Genomic DNA, 18,364 nt, shown 5'->3' with positions numbered 1-18,364 from the left:
CCCCCTGGTCATGTTAAGGTCTGCACCTGATTCGTATCCCCTGGAACTGTGCATGCCCTTCAGTCTTTCCCGTCGTTGGCCCGTTCGCCAACTGATCGCTGCCTCCAGCTTCATTCTGCTTGTCGCCTGCGCGGAAAAACCTACCGCTGCCGATGCGCAACCTCTTCAAGCCGCCCCTGTCGCAACAGCCCCGGCAATCATCCCGCCGGTAGTGCCGTCCGCCGACCCGCTTGATCTTCAGCCCACCCAGACCTTTGCCGAATGGCAGGCGGGTTTTCGCAAGGATGCCTTGGCAGCCGGGATCCGCGCCGATCTGTTCGACCGCGCGTTTGCCAATGTCAGCTTCGATGCCAGCGTGATCAAAGCCGACCGCAGCCAGCCGGAGTTCTCCCGTCCGGTGTGGGAATACCTCGATGGCGCCCTGTCACCGCTGCGGGTGCGCAAGGGTCAGGCGCTGATCAGTCAGTACGCCGACATCCTGCAAAGCATCGAGCAGCGTTATGGTGTGGATCGCCAGGCCTTGGTGTCGGTGTGGGGCATGGAAAGCAACTTCGGTCAGTTCCAGGGCACCAAGTCGGTGATCAACTCATTGGCGACCCTGGCCTACGAAGGCCGGCGTCCGGGCTTTGCCCATGCGCAATTGATCGCGGCGCTGCAGATCCTGCAACAGGGCGACATCACGCCTGAGAAGATGCTGGGCTCGTGGGCCGGCGCGATGGGCCAGACCCAGTTCATTCCGACCACCTACAACACCCACGCCGTAGACTTCGACGGTGATGGGCGCCGCGACATCTGGGGCAGCCCGGCCGATGCCTTGGCCTCCACCGCGCACTACCTGCAAAGCTCGGGCTGGCAGCGTGGCCAGCCGTGGGGCTTTGAAGTGCAGCTGCCGAGCGGCTTCAACTACACCCTGGCCGATGGCGCGATGCGCAAGACCGTTGCCGAATGGCGTCAACTGGGGGTGATTTTGCCGAATGGCGGTCAGGCCCCGGTCGGCTCGGATCAACTGTCCGCCGCCCTGCTGCTGCCGGCCGGCTACCGTGGCCCGGCGTTCCTGATCCTCGATAACTTCCGGGCGATCCTCAAGTACAACAACTCGTCGTCCTATGCACTGGCGGTGAGCCTGTTGTCCGAGCGCTTCAACGGCGCAGGCCTGATCAACGGCACCTGGCCGAAAGACGACCTGCCATTGAGCCGCACCGAGCGTATTGAATTGCAGAACCTGCTGAGCGCGCGTAACTACGATGCGGGCACGGCGGACGGGATTATCGGCGCCAATACGCGCAAGGCGATTCGCAGCGCGCAGCAAGCGTTTGGCTGGCCGGCGGACGGGTATCCGACGCATAAATTGCTTGAGAGCCTGCGTACTCAATAAAGCAAGATCAAAAGATCGCAGCCTTCGGCAGCTCCTACAGGGTAAACACCCACCCCATGTAGGAGCTGCCGCAGGCTGCGATCTTTTTTGCTTTCTTATCGGGTGACTACATCCTGCTCCAGCATCAACTCCTTCTTTCCCGCATCCAGCCGCACCAGCGCGCCCATCGGCAGCGTCAGGTTCGGGTCGCAATGGCCGCTGCGCCATCCCGACAGCACCGGAATCCGTAACGGTTCGAAGGTCTGTTTGAGCAAACGATTCAGTGCATCGACATCCACTCCCGCCACATCCCCGACCAGCACGCCCCGCAATCTCGCCAGTTTGCCGGCCAGACGCATCTGCGTGAGCAAGCGGTCGATCCTGTACAGCGGCTCGTTGACATCCTCGATTAACAGGATTACGCCTTCCACGTCGATCTCGTAAGGCGTACCCAATGTCGAGGCAATCATTGCCAGATTGCCGCCCAGCAGCCGCCCATGGGCGATGCCCGGTTCGACCGTGGTCAATGGATAAGCCATCGGATGGCTAAGCACGCTGCCGGCCTTCACCTGACCGCGCAGCATGGCGAAGAATGAGCTGACGGTCGGCGGCTCCTTGTCGCCCAGCAAGTCAGCGTTGAGCAGCGGGCCGTGGAAGGTCACGAACCCGGCGTAGCGACTGATCGCCAGATGCAGTGCGGTGATGTCGCTGTAGCCGACAAATGGCTTGGCATGACGGGCCAGCAGGTCGTAATCGATCCGATCCAGCAGGCGCGGCGTACCGTAGCCGCCGCGCAGGCAGATGATCGCGTCGACTTCGGGATCGGCGAAAGCGGCATGCAGGTCGTTGAGGCGTACGTCATCGCTGCCGGCCAGATAGCCGTCCTTCGCGTAGACACCCGGGAACACTTTCAGCGCATAGCCGCGGGCGCGCATCCACTGCACAGCCTTTTCCGTGTCCAGCGCGCCGGGGCCGGCGGGGGCGATCACGCCGATCAGCCCTTCGGACGGCAGCGCCGGCACAGGCTTATGCGGAAAAAGGCTGTGGGTTGGTCGAACGGTCATCCATGGGTCTCCCTGTGTGAAGTCGTGCAGACACAGTAGTCAGGAACAGCAATAAACAAAAGAGGTGAAACTACCCAATAACCCGTGGCGAGGGAGCTTGCTCCCGCCGGGTTGCGCAGCGACCCCAAGTTTTTTGAGGCTGAGTCGCACCCTGGCGGAAGCAAGCTCCCTCGCCACAGGTTTTCGCAGGCCGAAACAAAAATACCCGCCGAAGCGGGTATTTTTTGCAGGCTGTCAGCGCCGGATCAGGAACCGAGCAACTCGGCCTTGACCAGTTTCGCCTGCTCGTCGGCGTGATACGAGGAACGTACCAGCGGGCCGGAAGCAACGTTCTTGAAGCCCATTTTGTAGCCTTCTTCGGCGAACCAGGCGAAGGTGTCCGGGTGCACGAAACGCTGCACCGGCAAGTGGCTGCGGGACGGTTGCAGGTACTGGCCGAGGGTCAGCATGTCGATGTCGTGTTCGCGCATGCGCTTCATGACTTCGATGACTTCTTCGTCAGTCTCGCCCAGCCCCAGCATCAGGCCGGATTTGGTCGGGATGTGCGGCATCATCTGCTTGAAGCGTTGCAGCAGGGTCAGCGACCACTGGTAGTCCGAACCCGGACGCGCAGCCTTGTACAGGCGCGGCACGGTCTCCAGGTTGTGGTTGAACACATCCGGCGGCTCGGCGGCGGTGATTTCCAGGGCGATGTCCATGCGGCCACGGTAGTCCGGGACCAGGGTTTCCAGCTGCACATTCGGCGACAGCTTGCGGATCTCGCGGATGCAATCGGCAAAGTGCTGGGCACCGCCGTCACGCAGGTCGTCGCGGTCAACCGAAGTGATCACCACGTACTTGAGCTTGAGGTCGGCAATGGCGATCGCCAGGCTTTCCGGCTCGTTGACGTCCAGTGGTTTCGGACGACCGTGGCCAACGTCGCAGAACGGGCAACGACGGGTGCAGATGTCGCCCATGATCATGAAGGTCGCGGTGCCGCCGGAGAAGCACTCGCCCAGGTTCGGGCAGGACGCTTCTTCGCAGACGCTGTGCAGCTTGTGCTTGCGCAGCAGGCTCTTGATCCGGTCGACTTCCGGCGAAACCGGGATGCGCACGCGAATCCAGTCGGGTTTCTTCGGCAGTTCGGTGGTCGGAATGATCTTTACCGGGATGCGTGCAACCTTCTCGGCGCCGCGCAGCTTGACGCCGGCTTCAACCTTGGGACGCGGGGCCGGGCGCTCGGTCACGTCGAGCGTCGGGATCATGGTTTGCACTGCATCAGTAGTCATATCAGTCGATTCCGCCCGTCAGGGTCGTCTGCTCAGCATAGTCGAGGTGTTTGACGAGCTGCGCGCGCAGCCGGGCACTTACCTCGGCAAATTCAATCGATCCTGCGTGATCGCTCAGCTGGGTCATCGCCAGCCCGGCATAGCCGCAGGGATTAATCCGTCGAAACGGCTCCAGGTTCATATCCACGTTCAGGGCCAGGCCATGAAAGGAACAACCGTGGCGAATCCGCAAACCCAGAGAAGCGATTTTCGCTCCGTCGACGTAGACGCCGGGAGCATCTGGCTTGGCTACAGCGGTCACGCCGTAGCTGGCCAGCAGTTCGATCAGGCAGTGTTCCATGCGCGTGACCAGATCACGCACGCCAAAACCCAGCTTGCGTACGTCCAGCAACAGGTAAGCCACCAATTGGCCGGGGCCATGATAAGTCACCTGCCCGCCGCGATCGACCTGTACCACCGGGATATCCCCCGGCAGCAACAGGTGTTCGGCCTTGCCGGCCTGGCCCTGGGTGAACACCGGAGGGTGCTCGACCAGCCAGATCTCGTCGGCGGCATCGTTGCCGCGTTCGTTGGTGAAGCGTTGCATGGCATGCCAGACCGGCTCGTAAGCCATCTGGCCAAGTTCGCGAAAGCCCAGCGTGCCCGGCATCACAACACCATGTGCACGAAACCGGAAGCCCGCAGTTCGCTGTTGATGTTGTACAGCTGATCCTGGTCTGTCGCGACGATGTGCAGCTGGATGGTGGTGTACTTGCCGTTGCTGCTTTGACGCTCGTCGATGCGCTCATCATTGATGGTCGCGTGTTTCTTGACGATGTCGATGATCTTGTCTTTGTTGCCGACGCCCGTATCGCTGATCACCTTAATCGGATAATCAGTCTGCGGAAATTCGATCTTTGGCGCCTTTACTTCGGTATCGGTCATGGCGTAACGGCCTCTAGAGCGCAAGCCGTGGTAACGCACATGGCCCCGCACCGGATCGGGGCGGGGCCATGCAGGTCAACACAAATCAGTTGAACAAGCCGTAGAAGAATAGACGGATGCTATCCCACATGCGGCGGAAGATACCACCCTCCTCGACAGCGTCCAGGGCGATCAGGTCAGCGCTGTGCACCACCTTGTCGTCCAGTTTCACTTCGACTTTACCGATCACGTCGCCCTTGGCGATTGGCGCGGTCAGTTGCGGGTTCATGGTCATGCTGGCAGCGAGCTTTTTCAGCTGGCCTTTTGGCAGGGTCATGGTCAGGTCTTCAGCCAGGCCGGCCTTGACTTGACTGGTGGTGCCTTTCCACACCGGGGCCTGAGCCAGTTCGGTGCCCTTCTGATAGAAGGTCTGGGTTTCGAAGAAACGGAAACCGTAGGTCAGCAGCTTCTGGGTTTCAGCGGCGCGAGCCACTTCGCTGTTGGTGCCGAACACCACGGCGATCAGACGCTGGCCATCACGTACCGCCGAGGACACCATGCAGTAGCCGGCTTCGTCGGTGTGACCGGTTTTCAGACCGTCAACGGTCTTGTCGCGCCACAGCAGCAGGTTGCGGTTAGGCTGCTTGATGCCGTTCCAGAAGAACTCTTTCTGCGAGTAGATCGCGTAGTGAGCCGGGTCTTCGTGGATGATCGCACGGGCCAGGATCGCCATGTCGTGAGCCGACGAGTAGTGCTCAGGGTTCGGCAGACCGGTCGGGTTCATGAAGTGCGAGTTGGTCATGCCCAGATCGGCGACCGTCTTGTTCATCAGGTCGGCGAACGCGTCTTCGCTGCCGGCGATGTGCTCGGACAGCGCCACACTGGCGTCGTTGCCGGACTGGATGATGATGCCGTGCAGCAGGTCGCTGACGGTCACTTGCGAGCCGACCTTGATGAACATCCGCGAACCGCCGGTACGCCAGGCGTTTTCGCTGACGGTCACCGGGTCGTTTTCACCGATCTGGCCACGACGGATTTCCAGCGTAGCGATGTACGCGGTCATCAGTTTGGTCAGGCTGGCTGGCGGCAGACGCTGGTCACCGTTGTTCTCCACCAGCACGTTGCCGCTGCTGGCGTCCATGAGCACGTAGGCTTTTGCAGCCAGTTGAGGTGGCGACGGCATCATCTCGGCCGCGAAGGCGGCTGGCGAGAGGAGCAGCGGGACTAGCAGACACAGGCGTTTGGCAAAGGTGGTGATGTTCATCCGTCTCTCGAAATCGCTAATGGAAACTTGCCCGAGGGCAAAACTATTCAGACAGCCTTCTAACGGGCCATCGCGTGTTCAGTTGCTCACTCCAGTCACCCTTGCCGGGCTTTTGTTCTTCGACGAGCCAACAACCTGGTTCACCCCCCAAAACCGCAAGTGAACCGTCAATCAAGTGCTACGTATATTACTCGGTGACCACGCTCGGCGAACCGAGATTGGCCAGGCGCACGCTGTTCTGCACCTGGGCGATTTCACCCGGCGAACCGATCGGCCCCAGGCGTACCCGGTGCAGGGTCTGCTGATTGCGCACGATCGAGCTGATGAACACCGGAGCGCTCACCATCCCGCTGAGCTTCGACCTCAGGAGTTCTGCAGCGTCCGGGTTGGCGAACGCGCCCACCTGCAGATACTGGCCAGACGCTGGTGCAGAAGCGTTTTTTTTTGCGCTGATCTGTACAGGGACAGTGTCAGAGGCATGTTGCTGCGGCGGCGGCGTCCACTGCTCGATGGTACCGGCCGACGCCGTGATCACCGGGGCGCTATTCTGCGCGACTTGCGGCTCGTTGAGCATCAGCGGCGCCGGACGGCCTTTCGCGGCCCACCATTGCTGCGGATCGATGCCCTCGACCTTGACCCGTGCAGTGCCGATTTCGGCATAACCGAGCTTCTTCGCGGCCGCGTAGGACAGGTCGATGATCCGGTCCGAATAGAACGGCCCGCGATCGTTGACCCGCAGGATCACGCTCTTGTTGTTGTCCAGGTTGGTCACCCGAACGTAACTTGGCAGTGGCAGAGTCTTGTGAGCGGCACTCATGCCGTACAGGTCATACACTTCGCCGTTGGCGGTGTTTTGCCCGTGGAACTTGGTGCCGTACCAGGACGCCGTGCCCGAGGCAACGTAGGTCTTGGATTCCTGCAACGGGAAATAGGTCTTGCCCAGCACCGTGTACGGGTTGGCCTTGTACGGGCCGGTGTGCAGGGTCGGCGTGGCGTCGGGGATGCGCGAAACATCCACGTCCCACCACGGCGCGCCGTCTTTGTGTGCGCGGTTGATGTCCAGCCCCGGCTGCGCACGTACGGCGGTGGACGAGGTCTTCTGGGTTGGCGCGCGGCTGGTCGAACAGCTGGCGACCAGCACCGCCAACGCGGCGAATGCCACCAGCTTCAGGGGTTTATTGATAGGCAATGCCCGCATTACTTGACGCCCCGTGCTTTTACCAGCTCTTCAGACAGTTGATGTACGGCCATGGCGTACATCACGCTGCGGTTATAACGCGTGATCGCGTAGAAATTCTTCAGGCCCATCCAGTATTCAGGGCCGTTGTCGCCTTCGAGGCGAAATGCAGTAACCGGCATATCATCGCGCAGCGCATCATGACTTGACCAGCCCAGCGCCCGCAACTCTCCAACCGTTTTCGTCGGTTCGATGCCGGTGGTCAGGCCTTCATCGACCTGCTCGCCGCGCACATCGGCGCGACTGACCACCGGTTCCCCGGCGACCCAGCCGTGGCGCTTGAAGTAGCTGGCCACGCTGCCGATCGCATCGTCCGGATTGGTCCAGATATTGATGTGGCCGTCACCGTCGAAATCCACCGCATAGGCGCGAAAGCTGCTCGGCATGAACTGCGGCAAGCCCATCGCCCCAGCGTACGAGCCTTTGAGGGTCAATGGATCGACTTGTTCTTCACGGGCCAGCAGCAGGAACTCACGCAATTCCTTGCGGAAAAATTCGGCACGGGGAGGATAGTCGAAACCAAGCGTGGACAGCGCATCAATCACCCGGTAATTGCCGGTATTACGTCCGAAAAAGGTCTCGACGCCGATGATCGACACGATGACTTGTGCCGGTACGCCGTATTCCTGCTCGGCACGGGCCAGCACGGCCTCGTGCTGGCGCCAGAAGTCCACACCACGGGCGATGCGCGCGTCGGTGATGAACATCGGGCGATATTCTTTCCACTGCTTGACCCGCTCGGCGGGTTTGGAGATGGCGTCGAGAATCGCCTGCTTGCGCTGCGCTTCGCGGAACACCGCCATCAGTTGCTCGCCGGCAAAACCGTAGTCGCGGGTCATTTCACCGACGAATTCGGCCACCTGCGGTGAACCTTCGTAATCGCCGGCCAGCGTTTCCTGCGCGCTGCCAAGGATGCCGACCAGGCCGACCCACGGCGCGTAACGAGTCGCCCAGCTGCGCATGACTTGCATTGAACTCTTCACCTTATTCAAACCTGTGCGATCCACTTGCGATGCGTATGAATCGACATCAAAACCCCAAACGCTGACAGCAGTGTCACCAGCGAAGTTCCTCCGTAGCTAATGAAGGGCAACGGCACCCCCACCACCGGCAACAGGCCACTGACCATACCGATGTTGACGAAAACATAAACAAAAAACGTCATGGTCAGCGCGCCGGCGAGCAGTTTGCCGAACAGCGTCTGCGCCTGGGCGGTAATCACCAGGCCGCGACCGATCAGCAACAGATAGATCAGCAGCAGCGCGCAGATGCCCACCAGACCGAACTCCTCGCCGAGTACGGCGATGATGAAGTCGGTGTGGCTTTCCGGCAAAAAGTCCAGGTGCGACTGGGTGCCCAGCAGCCAGCCCTTGCCGAACACACCGCCGGAACCGATCGCGGCTTTCGACTGGATGATGTTCCAGCCGGTGCCGAGCGGATCGCTTTCCGGGTCGAGGAACGTGAGGATCCGCTGCTTCTGATAGTCGTGCATGATGAAGAACCACATGGCGATCGCCACCGGTACGGCGGCGGCCAGCACGCTGAGGATCCAGCGCCAGCGCAGCCCGCCCATAAACAGCACGAACGCGCCGCCGGCCAGAATCAGCAGCGACGTGCCGAGGTCAGGCTGGCGCACGATCAGAATGAACGGCACACCGATCAGCATCAGGCTGATGCCAACGTGCTTGAGCTGTGGCGGCAGCGTGCGCTTGGACAGATACCAGGCAATCGTCGCCGGCATCAGGATCTTCATGAACTCCGAAGGCTGGAAGCGGATCACCCCGGGGATGTTGATCCAGCGCGTCGCGCCCATGGCGTTGTGGCCCATGATGTCCACCACCATCAGCAGCACCACGCCGACCACGTAACCGAGCGGCACCCAACGCGCCATGAACCGCGGTTCGAACTGGGCGATGACGATCATCGACACCAGACCGATGCCGAACGAAGTGGCTTGTTTGCCCAGCAGATCCCAGCTCTTGCCACTGGCCGAATACAGCACGAACAGACTGCCCGCCGCGAGGATCAGCAGCAGGATCAACAGCGGGCCATCGATATGCAGACGTTGCAGCAGCGTCGCCCGGCGACGCATCACATCCTCGCTGGAGAGCATGCGATCAAAATTATTCATCACGGGCCGTAGCCTCCGCACTGATAGGACCGGCGTATTCGGCCTTCAATCGACCCTCCTGATCCAGAAGCCAGGCGTCCATGACCTGACGCACCACTGGCGCGGCGACCCCGGAACCGGACTCACCGTTCTCGACCATCACCGAGACGACGATTTTCGGGTTGTCGGCCGGGGCGAAACCAACGAACAAGGCGTGGTCGCGGTGGCGTTCCTGAACCTTGGAACGGTCGTATTTTTCACCTTGCTTGATCGCGACGACTTGTGCCGTACCGGACTTGCCGGCGATGCGGTATTGCGCACCGATTGCCGCCTTGCGCGCAGTACCCCGGGCGCCGTGCATCACCTGCTGCATGCCGTGGTTGACCTTGGTCCAGTCCGACGGATCGCGCAGGACAATGTCCGGCATCGGGTTCTCGTCTACCGGCTTGGCGCCTTCAATAGTCTTGGCCAGGTGCGGCCGGTTCCAGATGCCTTTGTTGGCGACCAGCGCCGTGGCCTGCGCCAGTTGCAACGGCGTGGACTGCATGTAGCCCTGGCCAATCCCCAGAATCAGGGTTTCGCCCGGGAACCAGGCCTGTTTGCGCGTCGCACGCTTCCACTCGCGGGATGGCATCAGGCCGGGGGATTCTTCGAACATGTCCAGCGAGACCTTCTGGCCGATGCCGAACTTGTTCATGTAGGCCGACAACCGATCGATGCCCAGCTTGTGCGCCAGGTCATAGAAGTAAGTGTCGTTGGAACGCATGATCGCCGTGTCGAGATCGACGAAGCCGTCACCGGTGCGGTTCCAGTTGCGGTATTTGTGATCGTAGTTGGGCAGCATGTAGTAACCGGGGTCGAACACCCGGCTCGACGCCGTCACTACGCCAGAATCGAGACCGGCAATCGCCACTGCCGGCTTGATCGTCGAACCCGGCGGGTACAGACCGCGCAGCACCCGGTTGAACAGCGGACGGTCGATGGAATCGCGCAGCTCGGCATAGGCCTTGAAGCTGATGCCGGTGACGAACAGGTTCGGGTCGAAGCTCGGCTGGCTGACCATCGCCAGCACTTCGCCAGTCTTCGGATCGAGCGCCACCACCGCGCCGCGACGCCCGCCCAGCGCAGCTTCGGCCGCTTCCTGCAGTTTGATGTCCAGGCTCAGGACGATGTCCTTGCCGGGAATCGGATCGGTCCGTTTGAGCACGCGCAGTACGCGGCCGCGGGCGTTGGTCTCGACTTCCTCGTAACCCACCTGGCCGTGCAGTTCCGGCTCGTAGAAACGCTCGATGCCGGTCTTGCCGATGTGGTGGGTGCCGCTGTAGTTGACCGGGTCGAGGCTCTTCAGCTCTTTCTCGTTGATGCGCCCCATGTAACCCACCGAGTGCGCAAAATGCGCGCCCTGCGGGTAATGGCGCACCAGTTGCGCAACCACTTCCACCCCAGGCAGGCGGAACTGGTTCACCGCGATCCGGGCGATTTGCTCTTCGGTCAACTCGAACAGGATCGGCACCGGCTCGAATGGCCGACGCCCCTGACGCATGCGTTTCTCGAAGATCACCCGGTCCTCGGGCGTCAGTTGCAGCACTTCGACGATCACGTCGAGCACTTGCTGCCAGTCGCCGGAACGCTCGCGGGTCATGCTCAGGCTGAAGCTCGGACGGTTGTCCGCCACCACCACGCCGTTGCGGTCGAAGATCAGCCCGCGGGTCGGCGGAATCGGCTGCACGTGGACGCGGTTGTTTTCCGAGAGCGTCGAGTGGTACTCGTACTGGATCACCTGCAAATAGTACAGCCGCGCAATCAACACGCAGATCAACAGCATGACCGCAATGGCCCCGAACACGACGCGGCTGCGCACCAGGCGGGCGTCCTTTTCGTGGTCCTTGATGCGGATCGGCTGAGACATGAGGGCAGGACTACTTGTGGTAAGGGTGGCCGGACAGCACGGTCCAGGCACGGTACAGCTGTTCGCCGATCAGGATCCGCACCAGCGGGTGCGGCAAGGTCAGCGGCGACAACGACCAGCGTTGATCGGCGCGGGCGCAGACTTCCGGCGCCAGCCCTTCGGGGCCGCCGACCATGAAATTGACCGTGCGCGAATCCAGCCGCCAACGGTCGAGTTCGACCGCCAGTTGCTCGGTGCTCCAGGGCTTGCCGTGGACTTCCAGCGTGACGATCCGCTCGTTCGGCCCGACCTTGGCCAGCATGGCTTCGCCTTCCTGGCGGATGAAACGGGCCACGTCGGCGTTCTTGCCACGGGTATTGAGCGGAATTTCCACCAGTTCCAGCGCCAGCTCGGACGGAAGACGCTTGGCATATTCATGCCAGCCTTCTTCCACCCACTTGGGCATGCGTGAACCGACGGCGATCAGTCGCAGTCGCACAGCAATCCCTTACAGCTGGTCTTTGTTGAGCTTGGTGAAATGCTCGTGGGTGTTTTCCGGGCTGTGGTGCTTGGCGTCCGCCGCACGGCTTTGCTCGGCACCGGCCCACAGGCGCTCCAGGTCGTAGAACTGACGTGCCGAGGCAGTCATCATGTGCACGATCACCAGGTCGAGGTCGAGCAGCACCCAGTCGCTGTCGCCCTTGCCTTCTTCGCCCAGCGGCTTGGCGCCCTGCTTTTTGACTTCTTCACGGACCTTGTCCAGCATCGCGTTGATCTGACGATTGGACGTACCGGTGGCGATGATCATGTAGTCGGTGATGCTCTGCTTGTCGCGAACATCGATGATCTGGATGTCTTGTGCCTTGACGTCTTCCAGGGCTGCCACGGCAACCTTGACCAGCTCGTCGCCCTTCAGCGGCTCGTTGGTGTTGGCGACTTCCGGCAGCGGCGCGCTCTTGAACGTGCCTTTGCGCTTGACTTTGCTTACATCTTTGTCGGTCATATAAAACTCGTTTTGCTCATGTATTCGGCGGCTTGGCGATACGTGGATTCGTATCAGTGAAGCACGCCTTGTTCAGTTCGACGCACGGTACAGACCGTGCGCATCGATGTAGGCCAGGACCGCGTCGGGCACCAGGAAACGTACCGACTTACCGCTGGCCAGCAGTTGACGGATCTGGGTGGCGGAAACCGCGAGCGGTGTCTGCCAGACGAATGCAATCTGTCCGCTCGGCCCTTTCAGGGCCAGCGGGTCGCTCACCGAACGCGCTGCCAGCAGGTTGCGCAAGGCATCCGGCGGTTCGCTGTCGGCGTCCGGGCGCTGTAGCACCAGGATGTGGCAATGCTGGAGCAACTCTTCCCAGCGGTGCCAAGTGGGCAGGCCGCAAAATGCGTCCCAGCCCAAAAGCAGAAAAACCTGGGTCTCGGCGGCCATTTCAGCACGCATCAACTCCAGGGTATCGATGGTCCAGGACGGCTTGTCCCGCTGCAATTCGCGGGCGTCCACCACCAGCGGCGGCACTCCGGCCACCGCGCACTCAACCATTGCCAGCCGATCCTGCGCCGACACCTGCGGCGTATCGCGGTGCGGCGGCCGGGCGCTGGGCATCATGCGCAACTCGTCGAGCGCCAGCGCTTCGGCGACTTCCAGCGCACCGCGCAAATGGCCGATGTGCACCGGGTCGAACGTGCCGCCCAGCACGCCGATGCGTTGCGGGCGAGACTCGCTGCCGGTTTGCGGCGCTGTCAGGTCGAGGTCGGTCAAGTCAGACCGTCGCCTGGCCGCGCAACTGGCCATCACCGACCACGATGTACTTCTCGCAGGTCAGTCCTTCGAGGCCCACCGGACCGCGGGCGTGCAGCTTATCAGTAGAAATGCCGATCTCGGCACCCAATCCGTATTCGAATCCATCGGCAAAGCACGTCGGGGTGTTGATCATCACCGATGCCGAGTCGACTTCCGCGACGAAACGCCGGGTGTCGGCGAGGTTTTCGCTGACGATCGAGTCGGTGTGGTGCGAGCCGTAATGGTTGATGTGTTCGATGGCCTGGTCCAGTCCGTCGACCACACGGATCGACAGGATCGGCGCCAGATACTCGGTGCTCCAGTCGTCTTCGCTGGCCGCCACCGCGTCGATGATCGCCCGGGTGCGTTCGCAGCCACGCAGCTCGACGCCTATTTCGCGGAACTGGGCAGCCATCGACGGCAGGAAATCCTTGGCAACACTTTGATCGACGAGCAAGGTCTCCATCGCGCCGCAGATGCCATAACGGTAAGTCTTGGCATTGAAGGCGATGCGCTGGGCTTTCGCCAGATCGGCATGGGCACTGACATACACGTGGCAGATGCCGTCCAGGTGTTTGATCACCGGCACGCGGGCATCGCGGCTGATGCGCTCGATCAGGCCACGGCCACCGCGTGGCACGATCACGTCGACGTACTCGGGCATGCTGATCATCGCGCCGACGGCGGCACGGTCGGTGGTTTCGACCACTTGCACCACCGCTGCCGGCAACTCGGCCTCGGCCAGACCGCGCTGAATGCACGCGGCAATCGCCCGGTTGGAGTGAATCGCCTCGGAGCCACCGCGCAGGATGGTCGCGTTGCCGGACTTCAGGCACAGGCTGGCGGCATCGATGGTCACGTTGGGCCGGGATTCGTAGATGATCCCGATCACGCCCAGCGGTACGCGCATCTTGCCGACCTGAATGCCGGACGGGCGAAAGCTCATGTCGCGGATCGCACCGACCGGGTCCGGCAGTGCCGCCACCTGACGCAGGCCGACGATCATGCCGTCGATGCGTGCCGGGGTCAGTTCCAGACGCTCCAGCAGTGCCGGTTCCAGACCGTTGGCGCGACCGGCGGCCAGATCCTGTTCATTGGCTGCGGCCAGCTCGGCGCGCGCAGCGTCCAGCGCATTGGCAGCAGCCTGCAGGGCGCGGTTCTTCTGCGCGGTGCTGGCACGGCCGATGACCCGGGAGGCTTCGCGGGCGGCGCGACCCAATCGGGTCATGTAGGCAAGAACGGACTCAGTCATGGTCTGCTGGGGTCTTGGCAAAGAGGAAAGCGGCAGATTATAGCTGTCGCGTCCCGGGACTAACAGCGGTGACAGGCGGATGGTCGAAATGGACTGCAATTTGCCGACGTTCAGCCGTAATTAAGCCGCGGATTGTTATCATCACGACCTCCTTCGCCTGGATAAACACCGTTTGCCATGTCCAACCTGACCGTTCGCGCCACCGCCGGGCGCCTGCCACTGGGCCTTCCGGACGCTTTCTTTGACCGTGACGCGCAAATGCTGGCCCGCGATCTGCTCGGCAAAGTCATCCGCCACCGGGTCGGCGATCTGTGGCTCAGCGCCCGGATCATCGAAACCGAAGCGTATTACTGCGCGGAAAAAGGCAGTCATGCCTCCCTCGGCTACACGGAAAAACGTAAGGCTTTGTTTCTGGATGGCGGACACATCTATATGTATTACGCCCGTGGCGGCGATTCGCTGAACTTCAGCGCCCAGGGGCCGGGCAACGCCGTGTTGATCAAATCCGCCTACCCGTGGGTCGATGAAATCAGCGGACCGGCCAGTCTGGCGCAGATGCTGCTGAACAACCCCGATACTCAGGGCCGACCGCGCCCTTCGCAAAAGCTCTGCGCCGGGCAGACGCTGCTGTGCAAGGCGCTGGGGTTGAAGGTGCCGATGTGGGACGCCAAGCGTTTCGATCACGATCTGATGCTGGTGGAAGACACCGGGCCGGCGCCGACCCAGATTATCCAGACCACCCGCCTGGGTATCCCCCAGGGCCGCGACGAACACCTGATGTACCGCTTCGTCGACGCCACGTATGCCCAGTGGTGCACGCGCAACCCGCTACGCCGGGGCCAGGTCGAAGGTCGCGATTATTTCCTGCTGTAAATACAAGCCTGTGCAGGAGCTGCCGCAGGCTGCGATCTTTTGATTTTGTTTTAAAGCATCAAGATCAAAAGATCGCAGCCTTCGGCAGCTCCTACATGAGGTGATCAATAAAATGGAGTTATTTGTATGGGCCCATGGCTCGATAGCGTGACCGGTTGGCTGGCGGCCAATCCACAGTGGCTGGCCGCCGCCGTATTGATTGTCGCCTTCGTGGAGTGTCTGGCGATTGCCGGGCTGATCGTGCCCGGCACGGTGTTGCTGTTTGCCGTCGCGGTACTGGCCGGCAGCGGCGCGTTGTCGCTTAGCGAGACCCTGCTGCTGGGCTTTCTCGGCGGTATTCTCGGCGATGTGATTTCGTATTTCCTCGGCCGCCACTTCCACCAGAACATCCGACGCTTGCCCGGCCTGCGCCATCACCCGGAATGGATGGCCGGGGCCGAAACCTACTTCCAGCGTTACGGCATCGCCAGTCTGCTGGTCGGGCGCTTCATTGGCCCGCTGCGGCCGATGCTGCCGATGGTTGCCGGAATGTGCGACATGCCCTTCCCGCGCTTCGCCGCAGTCAGCCTGCTGGCCGCTGCCGGCTGGAGCATCGCCTACCTGCTGCCGGGTTGGGCCACCGGCGCGGCGATCCGTCTGCCGCTGCCGGAAGGTTTCTGGCTGCAAGCCGGCATCGTCGCCGCCAGCATTGCAGTGATGGTCGGCCTGAGCGTCAACAGCAGCTTGCGCCAGCATCGCCGGGCGACGATCTGGATCAGCAGCATGAGCCTGTTGATTCTGATCGGCCTGTTTATTGGCTATCCGTACCTGCACGCCCTCGACCAGGGCGTGATGACTTTGGTGCAGGAACATCGTCAGCCGATGCTCGATGAAATCGCCGTGACGTTCACCCTGATCGGTGAATTCCGCAACATGCTGCTGTTCAGCGCCCTGCTCACCGGTCTGTTGCTGCTGTGCCGGCAATGGCGTCAGGCGATTTTTGCCGGCGGTACGCTGCTGTGCACCGCGCTGCTGAACACCGTCACCAAACAGTTTTTCGCCCGGGTTCGCCCGGACGTGCTGACCGATCCGCTGACCAGCTACAGCATGCCCAGCGGCCATGCCTCGGGTTCGTTCGCCTTGTTTCTGGTGCTGGCGGTTCTCGCCGGTCGCGGCCAACCGCCGCGCATGCGTCTGACCTGGCTGTTGCTCGGCTGTATTCCGGCGCTGTCGATTGCCTTGTCGCGGGTGTATCTGGGCGCGCACTGGCCGACGGATATTCTGGCCGGCGCAATGCTCGCAGCGTGCGTGTGTGCGGCGGGGTTGTGGCTGAGCCAGCGCAAGGCGCCGCTCAACGCCATGCCGTTCAAGGTCTGGTGGCTGATCCTGCCGGCGCTGCTGGCGCTGTTCAGCCTGTTCGTTCTGCGGCATTTGCCGGACACGATGTTGCGTTACGCTTATTGAGAATCCAAAGATCGCAGCCTGCGGCAGCTCCTACAAGGGTTTTGTTCACCTGCGCACGATGGCGCAGGTGTAAACGAAATCCCGTGTAGGAGCTGCCGCAGGCTGCGATCTTTTTCGTTGGCTCAAGCGAACAATTCGCCCTGAAGCTCATCGAGCAGCGCCTGGATTGCATCCAGCCGCTGCTGCGGATCGTCGAGTTGCAGCAGGTCGATCTTGTCTTCTTCGGCGAACGGCAGCAGATAGGCCAGTTGATTGGCCAGCGACTGCTGCCCCAGCGCTTCGGTGCCCATGTTCAGCGCCTCGACCATCGGGTGCTCGGCCAAGGCCTTGAGCAGCGCCACCAGATCGGCGTCTTCGTCCTGCAACGGTTGCTCGGGCTCATCGTCCAGCCACTCGACGTCAGCGAGGATCAACTGATCGCGCTGCACCTCAGTGCGCAGCACCTGAAAGCGCCGCCCGCCCTGCACCCGGATCCCCAACAGACCGTTGTCCTGCTGCTGGAAATCGGTGATCCGCGCCTCGCAACCGACCAAGGCAAAGCCTTCTGGGGCGACGCCGACTTCATGGCCGTCGAGGATGCACACCACGCCGAAACCGCCGCCCTGTTTCATGCAGCGGCCGATCATGTCCAGGTAGCGCGCCTCGAAGATCTGCAAGTCGAGGTTGCAGCCGGGGAACAGCACTGTGTTGAGCGGAAAAAGCGGCAGACTCATAGACATTTCCTTAGACCACCATCGACACCGCCAACGGCAGGAACACTGCCGTGGCCACGCCCATCAGACTCATCGCCAGCGCCGCGAAGGCACCGCACTCATCGCTCTCCTGCAACGCCACCGAGGTGCCGACCGCGTGTGCGGTCATGCCCAGCGCCATGCCGCGCGCCTCGGGGCTGTGCACGCCGAGACGGGTCAGCAGCGCCGGACCGAAGATCGCGCCGATCACCCCGGTGATCAGCACGAACACCGCCGCCAGCGCCGCCACGCCACCGATCTGCTCGGCCACCAGCATGGCAATCGGCGAGGTCACCGACTTGGGGGCCATGGTCATCAGGATCATGTGTTCGGCACCGAACCACCAGCCCAGCAAAACACCCATGCCCGTGGCGACCACCCCACCAATCACCAGCGTAGTAAAAATCGGCCAGAACAATTGGCGGATGCGCTTGAGGTTGAGATACAGCGGCACCGCCAGCGCCACCGTCGCCGGCCCCAGCAAAATGCTGAGGATCTCGGTGCTCTTGCGGTACTCGGCGTAAGTCAGGCCGCAGCCGACCAGCACGCCGATCACCAACAGCATGGAGACCAGCACCGGTTGCAGAAAGATCCAGCGGGTTTTCTCGAACGCCGCCAGCACCAGTTGATAGGCGCCAAGGGTGATGCCGATGCCGAACAGCGGATGATGAATGACCGAAGCCCAGGCGCCTTGCCAATCGAAGAGCATCAAGCGTCCTCCGATTTCGGTGCGTGACGCTTGACCAGCCGTTGCATCAACACGCCGGCGAAGGCCATCGACAGAATCAACGACAGCACCAGCGCACCGACAATCGCCCAGAAATCGGCGGCAATGTCGCTCGCATACACCATCACGCCCACGGCCGGCGGCACAAGCAGCAACGGCAGATAACGCAGCAGGCTGCCCGCCGCGAGGTTCAGCGGCTCGCCGACTTCACCGCGAATGATCAGGAACACCAGCAACAGCAGCAGACCGATGATCGGCCCCGGCAGCACCGGCAACAGCAAATGGTTGAGCGCCGTGCCGAGCAATTGGAACAGCACCAGCATGGTCAGGCCACGTAACAACATCAGACATCTCCCCCCGCAAGTCCTCGGCATTATAAGCACGGCAGCGCTATGGATCGGCATTCGCCAAAAGCATGGCAGGTTGACCGGAGCAAATCGCCATGTTGATCTACAGTGGTTCGC

At 61.9% G+C, this 18,364-nt stretch carries 19 protein-coding genes; 3 read left to right on the top strand and 16 right to left on the bottom strand.

What is annotated here, in order from left to right; genetic code table 11:
- The first annotated feature begins 52 nt into the window (after positions 1–52).
- Complete coding sequence (locus ACU680_RS21045) at positions 53–1,375, top strand: lytic murein transglycosylase (RefSeq protein WP_367085838.1); 1,323 nt, start codon at positions 53–55, stop codon at positions 1,373–1,375.
- 95 nt (positions 1,376–1,470) lie between these two features.
- Here ACU680_RS21045 and ACU680_RS21040 read toward each other — a convergent pair whose 3' ends face one another.
- From ACU680_RS21040 to ACU680_RS20980, 13 genes are all read right to left on the bottom strand, one after another.
- Positions 1,471–2,418 carry a S66 peptidase family protein gene (locus ACU680_RS21040; protein ID WP_448180416.1) on the bottom strand — a complete coding sequence of 316 codons (948 nt, stop codon included), beginning with the start codon at positions 2,416–2,418 and terminating at the stop codon, positions 1,471–1,473.
- 245 nt (positions 2,419–2,663) lie between these two features.
- Positions 2,664–3,662, bottom strand: coding sequence for a lipoyl synthase (gene lipA / locus ACU680_RS21035; protein ID WP_160768663.1), 999 nt, complete (start codon positions 3,660–3,662; stop codon positions 2,664–2,666).
- Between the two features lie 25 nt (positions 3,663–3,687).
- A complete protein-coding gene (lipB, locus tag ACU680_RS21030; RefSeq protein ID WP_448180415.1) occupies positions 3,688–4,335 on the bottom strand; it encodes a lipoyl(octanoyl) transferase LipB in 648 nt (215 codons plus the stop codon).
- Positions 4,335–4,610, bottom strand: coding sequence for a DUF493 domain-containing protein (locus ACU680_RS21025; RefSeq protein ID WP_027612895.1), 276 nt, complete (start codon positions 4,608–4,610; stop codon positions 4,335–4,337). Before ACU680_RS21025 ends, lipB begins: the two co-directional genes overlap by 1 nt.
- Before the next feature lie 85 nt (positions 4,611–4,695).
- On the bottom strand, positions 4,696–5,853 hold the full coding sequence (locus ACU680_RS21020; RefSeq protein ID WP_003228546.1) for a D-alanyl-D-alanine carboxypeptidase family protein: 1,158 nt from the start codon (positions 5,851–5,853) through the stop codon (positions 4,696–4,698).
- A gap of 187 nt (positions 5,854–6,040) precedes the next feature.
- Positions 6,041–7,051 (bottom strand): septal ring lytic transglycosylase RlpA family protein, encoded by a 1,011-nt coding sequence (locus ACU680_RS21015; protein WP_007960588.1) that lies wholly within the window; start codon positions 7,049–7,051, stop codon positions 6,041–6,043.
- Entirely contained in the window at positions 7,051–8,061 is a 1,011-nt protein-coding gene (gene mltB, locus ACU680_RS21010) for a lytic murein transglycosylase B (RefSeq protein ID WP_400762744.1), read from the bottom strand. Before mltB ends, ACU680_RS21015 begins: the two co-directional genes overlap by 1 nt.
- A 17-nt stretch (positions 8,062–8,078) precedes the next feature.
- The gene (gene rodA / locus ACU680_RS21005) at positions 8,079–9,182 is read right to left on the bottom strand and encodes a rod shape-determining protein RodA (RefSeq protein ID WP_047296919.1); all 1,104 of its coding nucleotides are present in this window, start codon (positions 9,180–9,182) and stop codon (positions 8,079–8,081) included.
- 31 nt (positions 9,183–9,213) lie between these two features.
- Entirely contained in the window at positions 9,214–11,109 is a 1,896-nt protein-coding gene (gene mrdA, locus ACU680_RS21000; protein WP_400762742.1) for a penicillin-binding protein 2, read from the bottom strand.
- Between the two features lie 10 nt (positions 11,110–11,119).
- Positions 11,120–11,587 carry a 23S rRNA (pseudouridine(1915)-N(3))-methyltransferase RlmH gene (gene rlmH / locus ACU680_RS20995; RefSeq protein ID WP_003185785.1) on the bottom strand — a complete coding sequence of 156 codons (468 nt, stop codon included), beginning with the start codon at positions 11,585–11,587 and terminating at the stop codon, positions 11,120–11,122.
- Positions 11,588–11,596: 9 nt separating this feature from the next.
- Complete coding sequence (gene rsfS / locus ACU680_RS20990; protein WP_007960601.1) at positions 11,597–12,091, bottom strand: ribosome silencing factor; 495 nt, start codon at positions 12,089–12,091, stop codon at positions 11,597–11,599.
- Positions 12,092–12,163: 72 nt separating this feature from the next.
- Complete coding sequence (nadD, locus tag ACU680_RS20985; protein WP_041064989.1) at positions 12,164–12,886, bottom strand: nicotinate-nucleotide adenylyltransferase; 723 nt, start codon at positions 12,884–12,886, stop codon at positions 12,164–12,166.
- Entirely contained in the window at positions 12,855–14,126 is a 1,272-nt protein-coding gene (locus tag ACU680_RS20980) for a glutamate-5-semialdehyde dehydrogenase (RefSeq protein ID WP_448180414.1), read from the bottom strand. The genes nadD and ACU680_RS20980 overlap by 32 nt, the downstream gene beginning before the upstream one ends.
- Positions 14,127–14,303: 177 nt before the next feature.
- Here ACU680_RS20980 and ACU680_RS20975 point away from each other — a divergent pair, with 177 nt between their 5' ends.
- Positions 14,304–14,999, top strand: coding sequence for a DNA-3-methyladenine glycosylase (locus tag ACU680_RS20975; RefSeq protein WP_448180413.1), 696 nt, complete (start codon positions 14,304–14,306; stop codon positions 14,997–14,999).
- 126 nt (positions 15,000–15,125) lie between these two features.
- Complete coding sequence (locus ACU680_RS20970) at positions 15,126–16,442, top strand: bifunctional DedA family/phosphatase PAP2 family protein (protein ID WP_400762737.1); 1,317 nt, start codon at positions 15,126–15,128, stop codon at positions 16,440–16,442.
- 122 nt (positions 16,443–16,564) lie between these two features.
- Here the strand turns inward: ACU680_RS20970 and ACU680_RS20965 are convergent, their stop codons facing one another.
- The 3 genes from ACU680_RS20965 to ACU680_RS20955 are packed head-to-tail and all read right to left on the bottom strand — an operon-like array spanning position 16,565 to position 18,244.
- Positions 16,565–17,155, bottom strand: coding sequence for an LON peptidase substrate-binding domain-containing protein (locus ACU680_RS20965; protein ID WP_007960613.1), 591 nt, complete (start codon positions 17,153–17,155; stop codon positions 16,565–16,567).
- Between the two features lie 10 nt (positions 17,156–17,165).
- Positions 17,166–17,882 carry an LrgB family protein gene (locus ACU680_RS20960; protein ID WP_007960614.1) on the bottom strand — a complete coding sequence of 239 codons (717 nt, stop codon included), beginning with the start codon at positions 17,880–17,882 and terminating at the stop codon, positions 17,166–17,168.
- Positions 17,882–18,244: a CidA/LrgA family protein gene (locus ACU680_RS20955; protein WP_400762734.1), complete on the bottom strand. Its 363-nt coding sequence runs from the start codon at positions 18,242–18,244 to the stop codon at positions 17,882–17,884. Before ACU680_RS20955 ends, ACU680_RS20960 begins: the two co-directional genes overlap by 1 nt.
- Positions 18,245–18,364: the final 120 nt, after the last annotated feature.

Source organism: Pseudomonas sp. LF020 (assembly GCF_053456425.1).
The sequence above is the reverse complement of the archived record's forward strand: the minus strand, read 5'-3'. Positions and strand labels throughout refer to the sequence as shown.